The organism is Flavobacterium sp. NRK1, assembly GCF_024054175.1.
Lineage (GTDB): Bacteria > Bacteroidota > Bacteroidia > Flavobacteriales > Flavobacteriaceae > Flavobacterium.
In genome coordinates this window covers 3,366,086-3,383,620 of sequence record NZ_JAMXLA010000001.1, presented here as the reverse complement: position 1 = coordinate 3,383,620, position 17,535 = coordinate 3,366,086, and the positions used below count along the sequence as shown (strand labels likewise).

The window sequence follows — 17,535 nt, the reverse complement described above, 5'->3', positions numbered from 1 at the left end:
CCTGCAAAATTGTAGGGCTTTTTTATTAATAATTAGTATTTTTATCTTTTAACCAACAAATAACTTATGAAAATATTAGCCTTTGGTGGAAGCAGCAGTAGAAATTCGATTAATAAGAAGCTTGCTACCTATGCTGCATCTCTTTTTAATGCCGATGAAATTGAAATACTTGACTTGAATGATTATGAATTACCATTGTTTAGTGTTGATCGTGAAAAGTTAATAGGACAACCTCCTATTGCTAAGGATTTTTACGAGAAAATTGAGTGGGCTGATGTATTGGTTATTTCCGTTGCTGAGCACAACGGAGGTATGACGGCTGCTTTTAAAAATATATATGACTGGGCATCACGTCAAAAGAAATTGGTTTTCAATAATACGCCAATGCTCTTGCTATCTGCTTCACCTGGCAAAAGAGGTGGTGCCAGTGCGCTGGAAGCAGCTCAGATAAGTATGAAATGGTATGGAGGTAATATTAAAGCTACTTTTTCCTTACCTTCATTTAAAGAGAATTTTGATGAAAGTAGAGGTAATATATCAAATAAAGAACTTGATAATGCGTTAAAGGAAATTATACGCAATTTCGAGTATGAATAATAAACTCAAACAGGTTTTAAAATTCTCAGGCAGACTCGTGCTTGGTATATTGCTATTTCTTGTTGTGTATGTTATCGCAATACTTATTCTGTCACATATAACTGTAAATTCTAATCCTGAAAAGGGTGATGATGTAACTATATACATTAACTCCAACGGTGTACATACTGATATACTTGTTCCTGTTAAGAATGAGGTAAAAGACTGGACGAAAGAAATCTTATACGAACAGACTACATCTAAAGATAGTCTTATGCGTTATGTAGCCTTTGGTTGGGGAGATAAAGGTTTTTATTTAGAAACGCCTGAATGGAGTGATTTAAAAGCTAGTACGGCCGCTAAAGCAGCTTTTTACATGGGTACATCTGCCATGCACACCCGCTTTTATAATACTGTTGTTGAAGATAATGATTGTGTAAAGGTTACTATAAGTAAAAAAGACTACCAGGATATGGTAAAGTATATTGAAGATAGTTTTCTTTTGGATAAAGATGACCATGTACAATGGATAGCTAACCGTAGCTATGGCAAGTATGATGCTTTTTATGAAGGCAAAGGAAGGTATAGCTTATTTTATACCTGTAATACCTGGGCTAATAATTGCCTGAAGGCGGGACATCAAAAAGCGGCTTTATGGACAGTTTACGATAAAGGAATTTTTTGTCATTATGAGTAGTGAAGTTCATTTTGTAAATACTTTGTTACTCTCTGATTTCTATATGTCAAAATTGGCAAGATTCTTGAATATTATCTCATTATGAGAAATATAACTAAAACATTCAATCTCTTTCTTTTACTGTTTTTGTTCTTGGATTTTTCGGCGCAAGCCCAGGATTATGCAAAAGTGGATAATATTGTAAAAACATATGCGGGATCTTTTTCATCTACTGATAAGCTGGCTGAACGGATAGCTAAAGATTTTACCCGTGATGATGAAAAAGCACGTGCTGTCTTTACATGGATTGCAACTAATATTAAATATGATTATGCTGCTTATGGTGTTAATGAACGCCCTGTAGCTTACTCTTTTAGAACTCAGGAAGAAAAAGAGCTTAAGCAAAAAGCAATGAAGCAGGAGTTAGCTCAAAAGACTTTAAAATCAAAAAAAGGTGTGTGTCAGGGATATTCTACTTTATTTGCTGTAGTTGCAGATAAATTGGGTTTGGAAGCTGTAATAATTCCGGGATCATCTAAGTCTCATCCTGCTCACATTGGTAAAGCGCCGGTAGCAAGTGATCATGCATGGAATGCAGTTAAAATAAGAGGTGAGTGGAAGTTACTGGATGCAACCTTTGCGGCAGGTACTGTTGTAGGAGAGAAACCTGAATTTGTATTTAAATTTAATGATAAATACTTTTTCAGTGATCCGGATGTCTTCTTTTTAAACCATTTTCCTGATGATAAAAAATGGTTATTAACAGATAAAACGGAACAGGATTTTGCAAATCTGCCATTGTATTATGGCAATTATCTTTTAGGAGACTATGAGTTTATAACTCCTAAAGAGGGCATTTTTAAAGCTGCTTCTTCTGAAAATATTGTTTTTAAAATAAAAAATCTGCAGCCTGGCGATAACATATTTTATGCATTTAGCAGGGACAGGATTTTTAAAGAGGTAAATCCTGATAAAAAAGGTGATATTGCTACGTTTAGTATTCCTTTAAACAGTAAATCTGTAGGAACATTAACAATCTATATTAATCAAAAGTCCGTTGCGTCTTACAAGATAAATAAAGCATAAAATGTAATTAAACAGACTTTCTCTCAGTATTGATAAGTTTCTGTCTTACGGCTTTCTTTTTTTCCGCAGAAATGCTACATTAGCAGAAAATCCATAAATTTTATGCTGGAGCAGAATCAGTACACTGAAGATAACATCCGTTCACTCGACTGGAAGGAACATATCCGTATGCGTCCGGGTATGTACATCGGTAAGCTGGGGGATGGTTCATCTCCTGATGATGGTATCTATATCCTTATAAAAGAGGTTATTGATAACTCTATTGATGAGTTTGTTATGGGTACCGGAAAAACTATTGAAGTTACCCTTAAAGATAAAACCGTAAGTGTTCGCGACTTTGGCCGTGGTATTCCCCTGGGTAAAGTTGTAGATGTAGTATCTAAAATGAATACCGGTGGTAAATACGATTCAAAAGCATTTAAAAAGTCAGTAGGTCTTAACGGTGTCGGTACAAAGGCGGTAAATGCATTGTCTAACTATTTCCGTGTAGAGTCTGTAAGGGATGGCCTTATAAAAGCTGCCGAATTTTCAGCAGGTAATCTTACAAGTGAAGAAGAACAGACTGAAACCAGCAAGCGTAAAGGAACAAAAGTAACCTTTACGGCTGATGAAGCTATTTTTAAAAACTATAAATACCGTAATGAGTATATTATTAAAATGCTCAAAAATTATTGTTACCTGAATACAGGGCTTACAATAATTTATAACGGTGAAAAATACTTTAGCGAAGACGGACTTAAAGACCTGCTCGCCGAAACCATTAGCGAAGATGACAGGATATATCCTATTATCCATCTTAAAGATGAGGATATTGAAATAGCTATGACTCACAGTAAAACGCAATATAGTGAGGAGTACTATTCTTTCGTTAACGGACAGAATACAACACAGGGAGGTACTCACTTAGGGGCTTTCCGTGAGGCTATAGTTAGAACTATAAAAGAGTTTTATAATAAAAACTTTGAAGCATCTGATATTCGTAAGTCAATTGTCAGTGCCATAAGTATCAAGGTTGAGGAACCTGTTTTTGAATCACAGACCAAAACGAAACTCGGCTCCACAGATATGGGCCCGGATGCACCCACAGTGCGTACATTTGTTAATGATTTTATCAAGAATAAGCTCGACAACTTTTTACACCGTAATCCTGAAGTAGCCGATTTACTGCTTAAAAAAATATTACAGGCAGAACGCGAGCGTAAAGAACTTTCAGGTATTCGTAAGCTGGCAAGGGACAGAGCTAAAAAAGCATCACTTCATAATAAGAAGCTTAGAGACTGTAGGGTGCATCTTACTGATGCGAAAAATCCGCGAAGCCTTGAAAGTACATTATTTATTACGGAGGGAGATTCAGCTTCGGGTTCTATTACCAAATCGAGGGATGTAAATACACAGGCAGTATTCAGTCTTAGAGGTAAGCCATTAAACTCTTATGGCATGAGCAAGAAGATTGTTTACGAAAATGAAGAATTCAATCTTTTGCAGGCTGCGCTTGATATAGAGGAAGAAATGGAAAACCTGCGTTACAATAATATTGTAATAGCTACCGATGCCGATGTTGATGGTATGCACATCCGTCTGCTGTTGATTACTTTTTTCCTGCAGTTTTTCCCTGAACTTATAAAAGAAAACCATCTTTATATTTTGCAGACCCCTCTTTTCAGGGTGCGAAATAAGAAAGAAACTATATATTGTTATTCTGACGAAGAACGCAGGGATGCTATAGAAAAACTGAAAGGTAAACCGGAAATAACCCGATTTAAAGGTTTGGGAGAAATATCACCTGATGAGTTTAAACACTTTATAGGTCAGGACATTCGTCTTGACCCTGTTTTAATGGATAAAGCTACTTCTATCGAGACTCTACTTGAATTTTATATGGGTAAGAACACACCTGACAGGCAGGAGTTTATTATCAATAACCTAAAGGTTGAGCTTGATGTAATCGAATAATGAATAGCGGTAAAAAATAAAAAAAATAATTTCACAATATATTCGGAAGGTTAATACATGGACGAAGAAAATTTTGAGCCTTTAAACGAAGGAGAACATTTTTACGATAAGGAAGGAAATCCGGACTCTGGCGATACTATTACCAAGGTAACAGGTATGTACAAAGACTGGTTTCTTGATTATGCGTCTTACGTTATCCTTGAGCGTGCTGTACCTGCCATAGAAGATGGTTTTAAACCGGTTCAGCGCAGGATTATGCATTCACTTAAGGAGCTTGACGATGGCCGTTATAATAAAGTTGCTAACGTAGTAGGGCACACAATGCAGTACCACCCGCATGGTGATGCTAGTATTGGTGATGCGATGGTGCAAATAGGGCAAAAAGACCTCCTTATTGACACACAGGGTAACTGGGGTAATATACTTACGGGTGACGGAGCTGCAGCATCCCGTTATATTGAAGCGCGTCTTTCTAAGTTTGCTTTGGAGGTACTCTATAGCCCTAAAATTACACCGTGGCAATCCTCATACGATGGAAGGCGTAATGAGCCTATAAACCTTCCGGTTAAATTTCCATTATTGTTAGCTCAGGGTGCCGAAGGTATTGCTGTAGGTTTATCAACAAAAGTACTTCCGCATAACTTTAATGAGCTGATTGATGCTTCCATAAAAATATTAAAAAACAAACCTTTTACGCTTTATCCTGATTTTCCTACTGCTGGTATAGCTGATGTATCAGCTTATAATGATGGTATGCGTGGCGGCAGGATAAGGGTTCGTGCAAAAATAGCCCAGCTTGATAAAAGTACTTTGGTTATTACGCAGATACCTTTTAGTACTAACACTACTACTTTAATAGACAGTATTCTTAAAGCTAACGAAAAAGGCAAAATAAAGATCCGTAAGATTGAAGACAATACTGCGGCTGATGTAGAAATATTAATACATCTGCCAACAGGAGTTTCTCCGGATAAAACTATTGATGCATTGTTTGCATTTACCGCCTGTGAAACCTCAGTAGCACCGCTTGGCTGTGTTATTGAAAATCATAAGCCCCTTTTTATTGGTGTAAGTGATATGCTTAAAATATCAACGCACCGAACTGTAGATCTCTTAAAACGGGAATTAGAGATTCAACTTGATGAACTGGAAGAACAATGGCATTTTCAGTCATTGGAAAGAATATTTATAGAAAACAGGATATATCGCCTTATTGAAGAAGAAGAGACCTGGGAAGGAGTTATAAAGGCTATTGATGAAGGGTTAAAACCTTATACAAAACATTTAAGGCGTGCCGTTACTGAAGATGATATTGTAAGACTGACCGAAATACGAATTAAGCGTATCTCAAAATTTGATATCGATAAGGCACAGGAAAAGATTGAAGCACTTGAGGGAGAAATAGAGCAGGTAAAACATCATCTTGATAATATTATAGATTTTACTATTGCTTATTTTCAGGGCCTTAAAGACAGGTACGGAAAAGGGCGGGAACGTAAAACTGAACTTAGAAGCTTTGATAATATAGAAGCTACCAAAGTAGTGCTGCGTAATACTAAACTTTACGTCAACAGAGAAGAAGGTTTTGTAGGTACAGGCCTTAAAAAAGATGAATATGTAGCAGACTGTTCTGACATTGATGATGTAATTGTTTTTCTGCGAAATGGCAGTATGATGATTACCAAAGTTGATGTCAAGACATTTGTTGGTAAAGACATCATTCATGTGGCTGTTTTTGACAAAAATGATAAACGTACCATTTACAATATGATTTATCGTGATGGTAAATCGGGGCCCTCTTATATTAAAAGGTTTAATGTATCTGGTGTTACCCGCGATAAGATATATGATCTTACTGCTGGTACAAAAGATTCTATGGTATTGTATTTCTCCTGTAACCCAAATGGTGAAGCAGAAGTAATTACCGTATTGCTTCGTCAGGTTGGCAGTGTTAAAAAGCTTAAATTCGATCTTGATTTTGCTGCTATGGCAATTAAAGGCCGAAGTTCAAGAGGTAATACTGTAACCAAATATCCTATAAAAAAAATAGAGCTTAAAGAGAAGGGTATTTCTACACTTAAGCCAAGAAGAGTTTGGTTTGATGATACAGTTCAGCGCCTTAATGTAGACGGCAGGGGAGAACTGCTTGGTGAATTCAGGCCCAATGACAGGCTGCTTATTATAAATCAGTCGGGTAAAGTAAAAACCATTATTCCTGAACTTACAACCCATTTTGATGAAGGTATGATAGTGTTGGAAAAATGGATGCCTAATAAGCCAATATCTGCTATTTATTTTGATGGTGAAAAAGAACGCTATTTTATAAAACGTTTTCTGGTTGAGAATGAAAATAAAGAAGAAACATTTATTACAGAAAATCCAAAATCGCAATTAGAGATAGTATCTACTGATTATCGTCCTGTAGCAGAACTTGTATTTGCCAAAGTAAAAGGAGTGCAAAAAGAAAATCAGATAATTGATATGGAAGATTTTATTGCAGTAAAAGGTATAAAAGCGCTTGGCAACCAACTCACAGCTGATAAATTAAAACAGGTTAATCTTTTAGAGCCATTGCCATATGATCCACCGGTTGAAGAAATTCCTGAAGAAATGGAAGTATCAGGAGAAACGGAAATAACTGATGATGGAAATTTAACACTGGATGATGATGGTCAGATAACACTATCATTAGATTAAACAAAAACTCACGCCACGCGTGAGTTTTTGTTTGTTATTATATTATTTAATATAAATTGTTTTTACATTCACAAATTCTTTTATACCATTTTCTGCAAGCTCCCTTCCATAGCCGGAGTGTTTAACTCCACCAAATGGTAAGGCAGGGTCGGATTTTACCATAGCATTAATAAATACAGCCCCTTCTTCAAACAAAGGAATTTTACTTTTAATTCCTTCAATATCTTCAGTAAATATTGTTACACCAAGGCCGAAGCTGGTTTTATTACTTAATGCAGCCGCTTCTTCAAATGTGGAAAAAGACATCACAGGAACTGCCGGGCCAAATACTTCTTCATTAAATACAGGCATATCTGTAGTTACATCTGTCAAAATTGTAGGCTCGTAAAAAGCCTCTTTTCTTTTACCTCCAGTAATAATTTTAGCCCCCATCTTAACCGATCTGTTTACCTGCTTTTCTACATCTTCTGCCAGGTCTATGCGGGCTAAAGGTCCAATTTCAGTTTCTTCAAGCATAGGATCTCCCATTTTTAATGCTTCTACCTTTTCTTTAAATTTATTTACGAAGGTTTTAAAAAGTGATTGATGTACAAAAAATCGTTTGGCGGCTATACAGCTTTGTCCTGTATTTTGCATACGGGCATTTACAGCGATAGGGATTGCTTTTTCAAGGTCGGCATCTTCACACACTATAAAAGCATTGCTTCCTCCAAGTTCCAATACTGCTTTTTTAATTTGTTTTGCTGCTGCAGATGCCACCGATGCACCTGCTTTTTCACTGCCTGTAAGTGATACTGCTTTTATTATAGGGTTATTTATCACACTTTCTACCTGATCACTGGAAATCATAAGATTTTGATATACTCCCTTTGGAAATCCAGCCTCAATAAAAATATCTTCTATTAACTGCGCACATCCGGAAACATTGGAAGCGTGTTTTACAACAACTGTATTACCGGCTAATATAGCGGGAATAGCAAATCTGAAAACCTGCCAATAGGGAAAATTCCATGGCATAACACCTAAAATTACTCCTAATGGTTCATGAGTTACAAAACTTTCTGAAGCATCCGTTTTAATATGCTTAGAACTTAGAAAGGTGGCGGCATTATCAATATAATATTGACATAAAAGACCACATTTTTCTACTTCAGCCATAGATTGTTTTATAGGCTTTCCCATCTCTAAAGTACACTTTTTGGCTAACAAATGTTGTTGTTTTGTTAAAGTAAATACTAAAGTTTTGATAAAATTTACTCTTTCTTCAATGGTACGGTTTTTCCAATATGTAAATATTTCCTTACTAATATTTAAACACTCTGATACCTGTATCTCATTATAATACTGATAGTTTAACAATATTTTACTGTTAAATGGGTTAATGGTTTTTGTTGTTTTTTCCATGATAGCAATGTTTTTCCTTTATTTAAGGCGTTTTTTTAGTTTTTCTAAATTACTACTTTTACAAAATAATTCAACAAAAACAATAGCCAATATTATGAAGAAAATTGCACTCCCCTTATTATTTGTTTGCCTTACATCGGCAAATTTAAAAGCGCAGGATATGCAGGAAAATGTAGCCACCGATAACAATGACTTTAATAAATGGTCTATTGAAGTAAGCGGTGGTGCAAACAAGCCTTTTAGGACTTTTACACCGGGGTATCGTACAGATCGTGTAAACTTTTTTACAGTAGATCTTGGAACAAGGTACATGTTTAACAACAAATTTGGTTTGAAACTTGATTTTGGTTATAACAAATTTGAAAACAATGATGACAGCCCAGAGTTTGAAAGTACTTACCTTAGAGGAGATATCCAGGGTGTAGTAAACCTTGGAAGAGTATTAAATTTTGAAGACTGGACAAGTGTAATAGGTTTATTAGCGCACGCCGGTGGAGGTGTGTACCAGCTGCAAAGTGATAATGGATTTGACGGAGAAGACTGGGGAGCTAACCTTATAGGTGGTTTTACAGCTCAGTTAAAACTATCAGATCACATCGTGTTAACAGGAGATGTTACAGGTATTGCTAATGGATTCCAAAACTGGAATTTTGATGGTATGAGCCAAAATAACAGAACTTTTGACGGAGTAGTACTTAATGGTACTCTTGGTTTGACGTTCTATTTAGGAGGCCATGAAAAACATGCTGACTGGACTACGGATGTTAAATCTGATGAGTTAGCTGCATTAGAAGACAGAATCGGATCTGTTGAAACAATGATGAATGATACAGACAAAGATGGTGTACCTGATTATTTAGATGCTGAGCCTAACTCAACTACAGGTGTTGCTGTGGATACTAAAGGTAGAGCAATAGATAATAACAATAATGGTGTGCCAGACGAATTAGAATCTTATATAGATGCTAAAAATAAAGAAATTGTCCAAAATATGGGTGGTGGTACTGATGTTAAAGAGCTTATTAATGAAGGTTATGTAAATGTTTACTTTGACTTTAATAAAGATATGCCGAATGCACAGTCAACTTCAGGAATTAACTTCTTAGCTAAATATCTGAAAAATAACCCTTCTGCTAGTGCTGATGTTATTGGTTATGCTGATGAGATTGGAAATAGCGATTACAACAAGGCACTTTCTCAAAGAAGAGCTGAAAATGTTAAGAAAATACTTGTTGATTCTGGTATAGATGCTTCAAGACTTAATATTATCGGTAATGGAGAAGATGCTTCAGTAAATAAAAATAACAAACAGGCTCGCCAGGTTGTTAGAAGAGTAACATTTATTATTAAGCAATAATTACATAGTAAATATAAATTGAAAATCCCGCCTGAGCGGGATTTTCTTTGTTTTAAGACATCTTAACTGTAAGCGTATAACTTCTGTTGTTGATATAAAAAATCCCGCTCTCAGGCGGGATTTATTTTTTAGCCTCTTATCAGCTTTTTGTATTTTATTCGTTTAGGAGTTAGATCACCTCCAAGACGTTTTTTCTTATTCTCTTCGTATTCTGAGAAGCTTCCTTCAAAGAAATATACTTCAGAATTTCCTTCAAATGCAAGAATGTGTGTACACACCCTGTCAAGGAACCATCTGTCGTGGGAAATTACCACTGCACAACCTGCAAAATTATCTAAACCTTCTTCAAGAGCACGTAATGTATTAATATCAAGATCATTTGTAGGCTCATCCAGTAATAATACGTTTCCTTCTTCCTTTAAGGTAATGGCTAAGTGAAGCCTGTTACGTTCTCCTCCTGAAAGCGTAGCTACTTTTTTATTCTGGTCGCTGCCGCTGAAGTTAAACCTGCTTAAATAAGCACGTGAGTTAACCTGCCTGCCACCCATCATTATAAGTTCCTGTCCGTCACAAAAGTTTTCCCATATTGACTTCTCAGGATTAATGTTTGAGTGCGATTGGTCTACATAAGCTATTTTAACGGTTTCTCCAACTTTAAATTCTCCGGCATCTGGAGTTTCCTCACCCATAATCATTCTGAAAATAGTTGTTTTACCTGCACCGTTAGGGCCTATAATTCCAACTATACCGGCCTGAGGCAGGGTAAAGTTAAGATTGTCATATAATAACTTATCTCCATATCCTTTGGCAACACCTTTGGCTTCAATAACATTAGTACCAAGCCTTGGACCATTAGGGATATATATTTCAAGTTTTTCGTCAAGCTCTTTCTGATCTTCATTTAATAACCTGTCATAATTTTGCAGACGGGCTTTTTGTTTAGTCTGTCGGCCTTTAGCTCCCTGTCTAACCCAGTCAAGTTCGCGTTCAAGTGTTTTTCTGCGTTTAGAAGCTGTTTTTTCCTCCTGTTCTAATCGCTTGGCTTTCTGATCAAGCCATGAAGAATAATTGCCTTTCCATGGAATACCTTCGCCACGGTCAAGTTCAAGGATCCAACCTGCAACATTATCAAGGAAATAACGGTCGTGAGTTACGGCAATTACAGTACCTGCATAATGCTGAAGGTGCTGTTCTAACCACAATACACTTTCTGCATCAAGGTGGTTAGTTGGCTCATCCAGTAGTAACACATCAGGCTGCTGTAATAGTAAACGGCATAATGCAACACGTCTTTTTTCACCACCTGAAAGCACTTTAATTGGGGTATCAGGCTCAGGCGTACGCAAAGCATCCATTGCTATTTCCAGTTTGGTGTCCAGTTCCCATGCCCCCGAAGCATCGATTTTGTCCTGAAGTTCGGCCTGACGATCCATAAGCTTCTGCATTTTATCAGCATCTTCATATACTTCAGGATCTCCGAAACTATCGTTGATTTTATTAAATTCATCCAGTAAAGCTACTGTTTCAGCAACTCCTTCACGAACAACTTCAATTACAGTTTTATTCTCATCAAGTTGTGGTTCCTGCTCTAAGTATCCTACAGAATATCCAGGAGCAAAAACAACATCGCCCTGATAGTTTTTATCTACACCTGCAATAATTTTTAATAATGATGATTTACCGGAACCATTAAGACCCAGAATACCAATTTTAGCACCATAGAAAAAACTAAGATAGATATCTTTTAATACTGGTTTTTGAGCCCCGGGAAATGTTTTTCCTACGCGGGACATTGAAAATATTACTTTCTTATCGTCTGACATTTAATTTTGATTTATTTAATTTTATTTTTTATCAATATATGACTGTTTATTAATATAACTTGCTGAATAAATTAGGATTACAAATATAATTCAATAATAAAAAATATCAACTATTAGTGCTGATACTTCAAAGTCTTATCTTTTGATTAATCCCTGAATTTGGTTTAATAATTCTTCCCTTTTAAAAGGTTTTGACATATAAGCATTCATGCCAAGATCTAAACATTTCTGCTCTTCACCTATCAAACAGTGGGCGGTAATGGCAATAATAGGAATATCGGATTTAATCTCATTCCTAATATAGGTTGTAGTTTGATATCCGTCCATTACAGGCATTTGAAGGTCCATAAGAATAATATCATATTTATTTTTAGCTAATAGATCCAGACCTTTTTCTCCATTTTCAGCAACATCAACTGTAAATCCAAAACCTTTTATTATATTTTTTGCTAAATGCTGATTTAAAGGATTGTCTTCACATAATAGAATATTAAGTTCTCTTATATTGTGAGAATTTGAAGCAGCATCTATAATTTGTTTAGCAGTATTATTAGCTTTTAAAAAGTCAACTGTAAAATTAAATTCAGAACCTTCACCTAATTTACTTTTTACATTAATCTCACCTTGCATCAATTCTACAAGTTGTTTTACAATACTTAGTCCTAATCCGGTACCGCCAAATTTTCTGGTAGTACTCTCTTCTGCCTGTGTAAACCGCTCAAAAATAGTATCAAGTTTTTCAACCGGTATTCCTATACCTGAATCTTTTACAGAAAATTTTATAGTATGATTTTGTGCTGAATCTGCTATTTTTTTTACAGTGATTTTTATTTCTCCGTTTTCGGTAAATTTTATAGCGTTCCCCGTTAAGTTTAGCAATATCTGATTTATCCTCCCTTTATCTCCCATCACATAATCAGGTGCATCAGAATCAATAGTTAAACTGAACTTTAAATTTTTCTCGTCTGCTTTAACTTTCAGCAAGTTATACAGCTGTGTCATTGTATCTTTTAAACTGAATGGGGCAGAGCCTATAGTTAGTTTTCCAGATTCAATTTTAGAAAGATCAAGTATATCATTAATAATCACTAAAAGATTGTCTCCCGCAGTTTTTACATTTTTTATGTAGTCTTTTTGCTGTACTGTCAAAGCAGTTTGCTCAAGTAAATCGGCAAACCCTACAATTGCATTCATTGGAGTCCTTATTTCATGACTCATATTAGCAAGAAAACTATCTTTAGTAAATACTGCTTTTTCGGCAATTTCCTTTGCTTTAATTAATTCCTGTTCAACTTCCTTCCGATTAGTTATGTCGGTTTTAATTTCAACATATTTGTAAGGGCTGTCAGTTTTATCAGGTATGGGTACAATTACAGTATCTGTCCAGTAGAAGGTCCCGTCTTTGGCTTCGTTTTTAATTTCGTTATGCCATATTCTACCTGAACTTATGGTTTTCCATAAATCGTCAAATACATATTCGCTGGTATAAGCAGCATTTATTTGTTTAATATGTTGACCTATTAATTCTTCTTTTTGATATTTAGAAATGGCTTCTGTATTATCATTTACAAAACTCACAATACCGGCTTTATCAAAAACCACTACACCGGATGTTTGATCTAAAGCCAGTTTATAGCTTTCAAGCTCATGGCTTACAGCTTCAAGCTCTTTTAAAGCAAGCCTTTCTACTTCCGATTTTAAATCATAATTTTTGATTCTGAGCTCAAGCTGAACTATTACATGTTTTGCTAGCGTAGAAAGTACCATACGCTGCTCATCGGTTATAGTTTTAGGTTCAGTATCAACAACACATAATGTACCAACATTAAATCCGTCAGGGGTTGTTAAAGGCACACCTGCATAAAATCGTATATGAAAATCTCCTGTAACATGAGGATGATTTTTAAACATCTCATGTTCGGCAGCATTAGGAACTTCCAGCATTTTAGTATCCATAATGGCATACTGACAAAAAGTTTCCTCTCGTGGCATATCATAAATATCAAGTCCTATTTTTGATTTAAACCATTGTCTGTTTTCGTCAACAAAGGATACGTGTGCAATAGGTACTTTGCAAATAAAAGAAGCTAGCTTTGCTATATCATCAAACTCCTGTTCCGGAAGTGTATCTAAAATATTATAACGATGTAAGGCTTTTACTCTTTCTTTTTCATTTTCGGGGATAGGATATTTAATCTTGGCCATATGATAAAAGCTTAATGAGTTATACGTTTAGATTATTATAATGAAAAGATTTTGAGTTTTGTACTAATGGAGTTAAACCCTGCCTTTTAAAGCGCTAAACACCCATGCAATGGCAAAAAAACCTATTCCAACGGCGGCAAATCCCCAGCCGGCTATATCATTATAACGGAAGGCACCAAGTCCAATTAATAAGAAGCCCATAAGTATCATTATAAATGTTGCCCATCCTAAAATAGTATTTTTATTCATTCCCATTTGTTCATTCAAATTTTAGCTAACAAATATCGTGATTAAAAAGGTTAATTAAAAATCTTTACCAGCATCTCTTTTAATAAGTCATGTTGTGATATTGAATTGGAACCTACGCCTTTACTTTTAACATCAATATCCCTTAGGGCTGCTATAATGGCACTAACTTTTTTCATAGGATAGTTTCGAAGTGCAATATCATAATCCTTTAAAAAATAAGGATTTACTTTCAAAGTTTTTGCAACGTTTGAAGGATTTTTGTCCTTAAGCCCATGATATTGTAATAACTGGATAAAAAATCCAAATACAAGGCCGGTTGTCATGACTAATGGGTTGTCTTTTGGATTTTGAGAAAAATAATCGGCAATTTTGTATGCTTTCAACTGATCTCTTTCGCCAATTGATTTGCGTAATTCAAATACATTGTAATCTTTGCTTATACCTATATTATCCTCAATAGTTTTCGGAGTTATAGTACTGCCTTTGGGTAATATTATTGTTAACTTATCAAGTTCATTATTTATTTTACTCAGATCGTTGCCTAAAAACTCTACAAGCATTGCCGCAGCTTTAGGTTCTATAGTATAATTTTTTCCCTGCAGTATGCGCTTTATCCAGTCTGCTACCTGATTGTCATACATTTTTTTACTTTCAAAAACTACACCTTTTTTTTCCAGTAGTTTGGTAACTTTTTTACGCTTATCAAGGGTTTTATATTTATAAGCGAAAACTAAAACAGTTGAAAGTTGTGGATTTTCGGCATAACTCTCCAGTTTTTCAATGGTGCGTGAAAGTTCCTGGGCTTCCTTAACAATAACTACCTGCCTGTCTGACATCATCGGATATCGTTTAGCATTTGATATCACATCTTCTATTGATACATCTTTTCCATACAATACCATTTGGTTAAAGCCTTTTTCATCTTCAGTAAGAACATTGTCCTCTATATATTCCGTTAACCGGTCTATATAATAAGGTTCTTCTCCCATAAAAAAATAAATGGGCTTAATATTGCCCTGTTTTATTTCGTTTACAATCTTTATAACTTCGTCCAAAATAGTGGTATTTAAATGAAATGAATTATATACAGCCGAAAAAAAGTAAATTTGCCAAATGCAGAAGCTAAACTTTAAAAACTATACATTCCGATTCAAAAATAGTGAAAATAAGGTCGCTATTTTTGATGAGATACGTAAAAAATTTATCATACTTACTCCCGAAGAATGGGTACGCCAACATGTAGTGAGATATCTTTTAGAAGAAAAAAACTACCCAAAATCTTATATTAATGTAGAGAAAATAATTAAAATCAATGGATTGATTAAACGTTATGACGTAGTGATCTTTAATCCTGACGGGAGTATTTTTTTGCTGGTTGAATGTAAAGCTCCGGCAGTTGCGATATCACAAAATACTTTTGATCAGATAGCACGTTATAATATGTCATTAAATGCAGTGCATATGATGGTTACAAATGGTCTAAATCATTATTTTTGCCAAATGGACTATGAACAGGAAAAATATTTTTTTCTGGAAGACCTGCCCGTATATACACCCAATCTATGAAAAACATAGCTGTTGTAATTTTAAACTGGAACGGAAAAGCCCTTCTTGAAAAGTTTTTACCATCTGTTACCAAATATTCTCCCGAGGCTGAAATCTATGTAGCTGATAATGCATCTACTGATGATTCTGTTGCTTTTATCCGTAAAAATTATCCTGATATAAAAATAATAGAAAACACCAGCAATTTTGGTTATGCTAAAGGTTATAACGAATCGCTCGCTTTTGTTGAAGAAGATATATATGCTTTGGTAAACTCTGATGTTGAAGTTACAGAAGGATGGCTGGAACCAGTAATAGAACTATTTGAAAAAGATAGTGAAACAGCTATAGTTCAGCCAAAGATTCTTGATTACAAAAATAAAACATGTTTTGAATATGCAGGTGCGGCAGGTGGATTTATAGATAAATATGGTTTTCCTTTTTGCAGGGGCCGTATTTTTGAAACTATCGAAGAGGATAGGGGACAGTACGATGACACAAGTGAAATATTCTGGGCGTCTGGTGCCTGTTTTTTTATACGCAAAGATGTTTATAGGGAATTGCGAGGGTTTGATGAAGATTTCTTTGCACATCAGGAAGAAATTGATTTATGCTGGCGGGCGTTTAATAAAAATTATAAAGTCCGTTTTTGCAGCGAGTCTGTAATTTATCATGTTGGAGGAGCTACTCTTGCTAATAGCAATCCTCGAAAAACCTTTTTGAATTTCAGGAACTCATTATGGATGATGCTTAAGAATTTACCAGCAGGCAAATTGTTTCCGGTACTATTTGTAAGGCTTTGGCAAGATGGCCTCGCAGGTATTAAATTTGTGTCTCAAGGCCAGTTTTTACACTTTTGGGCAGTACTAAAAGCACATTTTTATTTTTATTTAAAACTTTTTTATTTTCTAAATAAAAGAGAGTCAAAGAAATATAAGAATTACTATAAAGTAAAGAGTATTGTTTACTTGTATTTTGTAAAAAAAGGCAGGATATTTGATTCAAAATTTAACAATAGTTTATAGACAAAACTGTAACCGTTTTTTTAATTAATCCTTAATTTTGTTAGAAATTTAAATTTGACTTTTATGAAAAGAGCCATTCTAGTACTTACCTTAGCAGCTATGACGCTGACTTCCTGCGGTTCTAAAAAGAAGATTGCCGAGCTGGAAGCTAAAAACAAAGAGATCCAGGATTTGCTAAATAGTGCTACTATTAAGCTTAATACATGCCTTGCTGAAAGAGATGCAATGGCCCGTAATCTGGATGACTTAAGAAAAACGAATACAGACCTTATTAGTACAAAAGACAATCTTGCCACTTTAACCTCTAAAGGAGCGGCTACAATAGAGAAATCTTTAGAAAGCCTTAAAGAAAAAGATCTAAAGATCTCAAGGCTTCAGGACGCACTTACACGTAAGGATTCTGTAACTCTTGCACTTGTTACAAGTATTAAGAGAGCAGTAGGTGTTAATGATCCGGATATTGAAGTTAATGTAGAGAAAGGTGTGGTTTACATTTCTATAGCTGATAAACTTCTGTTTAAGAGCGGCAGCTATCAGGTAAGCGACAGAGCTAAAGAAATTTTAGGCAAAGTTGCTAAAATTGTAAAAGACAAGCCTGATTTTGAGTGTATGGTTGAAGGACATACTGATAATGTGCCTATTAAAAACCCTGTGTTACAGGATAACTGGGATCTAAGCGTTAAACGTGCCACTTCTATTGTTAGAATTCTTCAGAATGATTTTGGTATCGATCCTAAACGTTTAGTAGCATCAGGTCGTGGTGAATATATTCCGCTTACGTCAAATGATACTGCTGAAGGCAGAGCCACAAACAGAAGAACAAGAATTCTTGTTCTACCAAAAATAGATCAGTTCTACGATATGATTGAAAAAGAAATGAAAAACCAAACTGGTAAATAATATATTTCTTATAGAATAAAAATGCTCCTCAATTGAGGG

At 35.2% G+C, this 17,535-nt stretch carries 14 protein-coding genes; 9 read left to right on the top strand and 5 right to left on the bottom strand.

Annotation, left to right across the window (positions count from 1 at the left end; genetic code table 11):
* Positions 1-66: 66 nt before the first annotated feature.
* From NHE85_RS15630 to NHE85_RS15610, 5 genes are all read left to right on the top strand, one after another.
* The gene (locus tag NHE85_RS15630; RefSeq protein ID WP_252813073.1) at positions 67-597 is read left to right on the top strand and encodes an NADPH-dependent FMN reductase; all 531 of its coding nucleotides are present in this window, start codon (positions 67-69) and stop codon (positions 595-597) included.
* Complete coding sequence (locus tag NHE85_RS15625; RefSeq protein WP_252813072.1) at positions 590-1,273, top strand: TIGR02117 family protein; 684 nt, start codon at positions 590-592, stop codon at positions 1,271-1,273. The genes NHE85_RS15630 and NHE85_RS15625 overlap by 8 nt, the downstream gene beginning before the upstream one ends.
* Positions 1,274-1,354: 81 nt before the next feature.
* On the top strand, positions 1,355-2,338 hold the full coding sequence (locus NHE85_RS15620; RefSeq protein ID WP_252813071.1) for a transglutaminase domain-containing protein: 984 nt from the start codon (positions 1,355-1,357) through the stop codon (positions 2,336-2,338).
* Between the two features lie 102 nt (positions 2,339-2,440).
* Positions 2,441-4,291: a DNA topoisomerase IV subunit B gene (locus NHE85_RS15615; protein ID WP_252813070.1), complete on the top strand. Its 1,851-nt coding sequence runs from the start codon at positions 2,441-2,443 to the stop codon at positions 4,289-4,291.
* Positions 4,292-4,348: 57 nt separating this feature from the next.
* On the top strand, positions 4,349-6,988 hold the full coding sequence (locus NHE85_RS15610; RefSeq protein WP_252813069.1) for a DNA gyrase/topoisomerase IV subunit A: 2,640 nt from the start codon (positions 4,349-4,351) through the stop codon (positions 6,986-6,988).
* Positions 6,989-7,030: 42 nt separating this feature from the next.
* Here the strand turns inward: NHE85_RS15610 and NHE85_RS15605 are convergent, their stop codons facing one another.
* Positions 7,031-8,392: an NAD-dependent succinate-semialdehyde dehydrogenase gene (locus tag NHE85_RS15605; RefSeq protein ID WP_252813068.1), complete on the bottom strand. Its 1,362-nt coding sequence runs from the start codon at positions 8,390-8,392 to the stop codon at positions 7,031-7,033.
* A 94-nt stretch (positions 8,393-8,486) separates the two neighbouring features.
* Here NHE85_RS15605 and NHE85_RS15600 point away from each other — a divergent pair, with 94 nt between their 5' ends.
* Positions 8,487-9,749 (top strand): OmpA family protein, encoded by a 1,263-nt coding sequence (locus NHE85_RS15600; protein WP_252813067.1) that lies wholly within the window; start codon positions 8,487-8,489, stop codon positions 9,747-9,749.
* A 128-nt stretch (positions 9,750-9,877) separates the two neighbouring features.
* Here the strand turns inward: NHE85_RS15600 and ettA are convergent, their stop codons facing one another.
* The 4 genes from ettA to holA all read right to left on the bottom strand — a co-directional run bounded on the left by ettA (position 9,878) and on the right by holA (position 15,081).
* Positions 9,878-11,572 (bottom strand): energy-dependent translational throttle protein EttA, encoded by a 1,695-nt coding sequence (gene ettA, locus NHE85_RS15595; RefSeq protein WP_252813066.1) that lies wholly within the window; start codon positions 11,570-11,572, stop codon positions 9,878-9,880.
* A gap of 135 nt (positions 11,573-11,707) precedes the next feature.
* Positions 11,708-13,777, bottom strand: coding sequence for an ATP-binding protein (locus tag NHE85_RS15590; RefSeq protein ID WP_252813065.1), 2,070 nt, complete (start codon positions 13,775-13,777; stop codon positions 11,708-11,710).
* Between the two features lie 72 nt (positions 13,778-13,849).
* Positions 13,850-14,026 carry a CAL67264 family membrane protein gene (locus tag NHE85_RS15585; protein ID WP_252813322.1) on the bottom strand — a complete coding sequence of 59 codons (177 nt, stop codon included), beginning with the start codon at positions 14,024-14,026 and terminating at the stop codon, positions 13,850-13,852.
* Between the two features lie 50 nt (positions 14,027-14,076).
* Positions 14,077-15,081, bottom strand: a complete 1,005-nt coding sequence (gene holA / locus NHE85_RS15580) for a DNA polymerase III subunit delta (protein WP_252813064.1) — start codon at positions 15,079-15,081, stop codon at positions 14,077-14,079.
* A 58-nt stretch (positions 15,082-15,139) separates the two neighbouring features.
* Between holA and NHE85_RS15575 the strand changes: the two genes are divergently transcribed.
* The 3 genes from NHE85_RS15575 to NHE85_RS15565 all read left to right on the top strand — a co-directional run bounded on the left by NHE85_RS15575 (position 15,140) and on the right by NHE85_RS15565 (position 17,496).
* The gene (locus NHE85_RS15575; protein WP_252813063.1) at positions 15,140-15,592 is read left to right on the top strand and encodes a type I restriction enzyme HsdR N-terminal domain-containing protein; all 453 of its coding nucleotides are present in this window, start codon (positions 15,140-15,142) and stop codon (positions 15,590-15,592) included.
* Positions 15,589-16,596 (top strand): glycosyltransferase family 2 protein, encoded by a 1,008-nt coding sequence (locus NHE85_RS15570; protein ID WP_252813062.1) that lies wholly within the window; start codon positions 15,589-15,591, stop codon positions 16,594-16,596. Before NHE85_RS15575 ends, NHE85_RS15570 begins: the two co-directional genes overlap by 4 nt.
* A gap of 63 nt (positions 16,597-16,659) precedes the next feature.
* Complete coding sequence (locus NHE85_RS15565) at positions 16,660-17,496, top strand: OmpA family protein (RefSeq protein WP_252813061.1); 837 nt, start codon at positions 16,660-16,662, stop codon at positions 17,494-17,496.
* Positions 17,497-17,535 lie beyond the last annotated feature (39 nt).

Excerpts from the sequence above, each read along its gene's own strand:
- NHE85_RS15600 (WP_252813067.1), top strand. The coding sequence starts at position 8,487 with ATGAAGAAAATTGCACTCCCCTTATTATTTGTTTGCCTTACATCGGCA.
- NHE85_RS15615 (WP_252813070.1), top strand. The coding sequence starts at position 2,441 with ATGCTGGAGCAGAATCAGTACACTGAAGATAACATCCGTTCACTCGAC.
- NHE85_RS15585 (WP_252813322.1), bottom strand. The coding sequence starts at position 14,026 with ATGAATAAAAATACTATTTTAGGATGGGCAACATTTATAATGATACTT.
- NHE85_RS15570 (WP_252813062.1), top strand. The coding sequence starts at position 15,589 with ATGAAAAACATAGCTGTTGTAATTTTAAACTGGAACGGAAAAGCCCTT.
- NHE85_RS15625 (WP_252813072.1), top strand. The coding sequence starts at position 590 with ATGAATAATAAACTCAAACAGGTTTTAAAATTCTCAGGCAGACTCGTG.
- NHE85_RS15590 (WP_252813065.1), bottom strand. The coding sequence starts at position 13,777 with ATGGCCAAGATTAAATATCCTATCCCCGAAAATGAAAAAGAAAGAGTA.
- ettA (WP_252813066.1), bottom strand. The coding sequence starts at position 11,572 with ATGTCAGACGATAAGAAAGTAATATTTTCAATGTCCCGCGTAGGAAAA.
- NHE85_RS15575 (WP_252813063.1), top strand. The coding sequence starts at position 15,140 with ATGCAGAAGCTAAACTTTAAAAACTATACATTCCGATTCAAAAATAGT.
- NHE85_RS15610 (WP_252813069.1), top strand. The coding sequence starts at position 4,349 with ATGGACGAAGAAAATTTTGAGCCTTTAAACGAAGGAGAACATTTTTAC.
- NHE85_RS15630 (WP_252813073.1), top strand. The coding sequence starts at position 67 with ATGAAAATATTAGCCTTTGGTGGAAGCAGCAGTAGAAATTCGATTAAT.
- NHE85_RS15565 (WP_252813061.1), top strand. The coding sequence starts at position 16,660 with ATGAAAAGAGCCATTCTAGTACTTACCTTAGCAGCTATGACGCTGACT.
- NHE85_RS15605 (WP_252813068.1), bottom strand. The coding sequence starts at position 8,392 with ATGGAAAAAACAACAAAAACCATTAACCCATTTAACAGTAAAATATTG.
- NHE85_RS15620 (WP_252813071.1), top strand. The coding sequence starts at position 1,355 with ATGAGAAATATAACTAAAACATTCAATCTCTTTCTTTTACTGTTTTTG.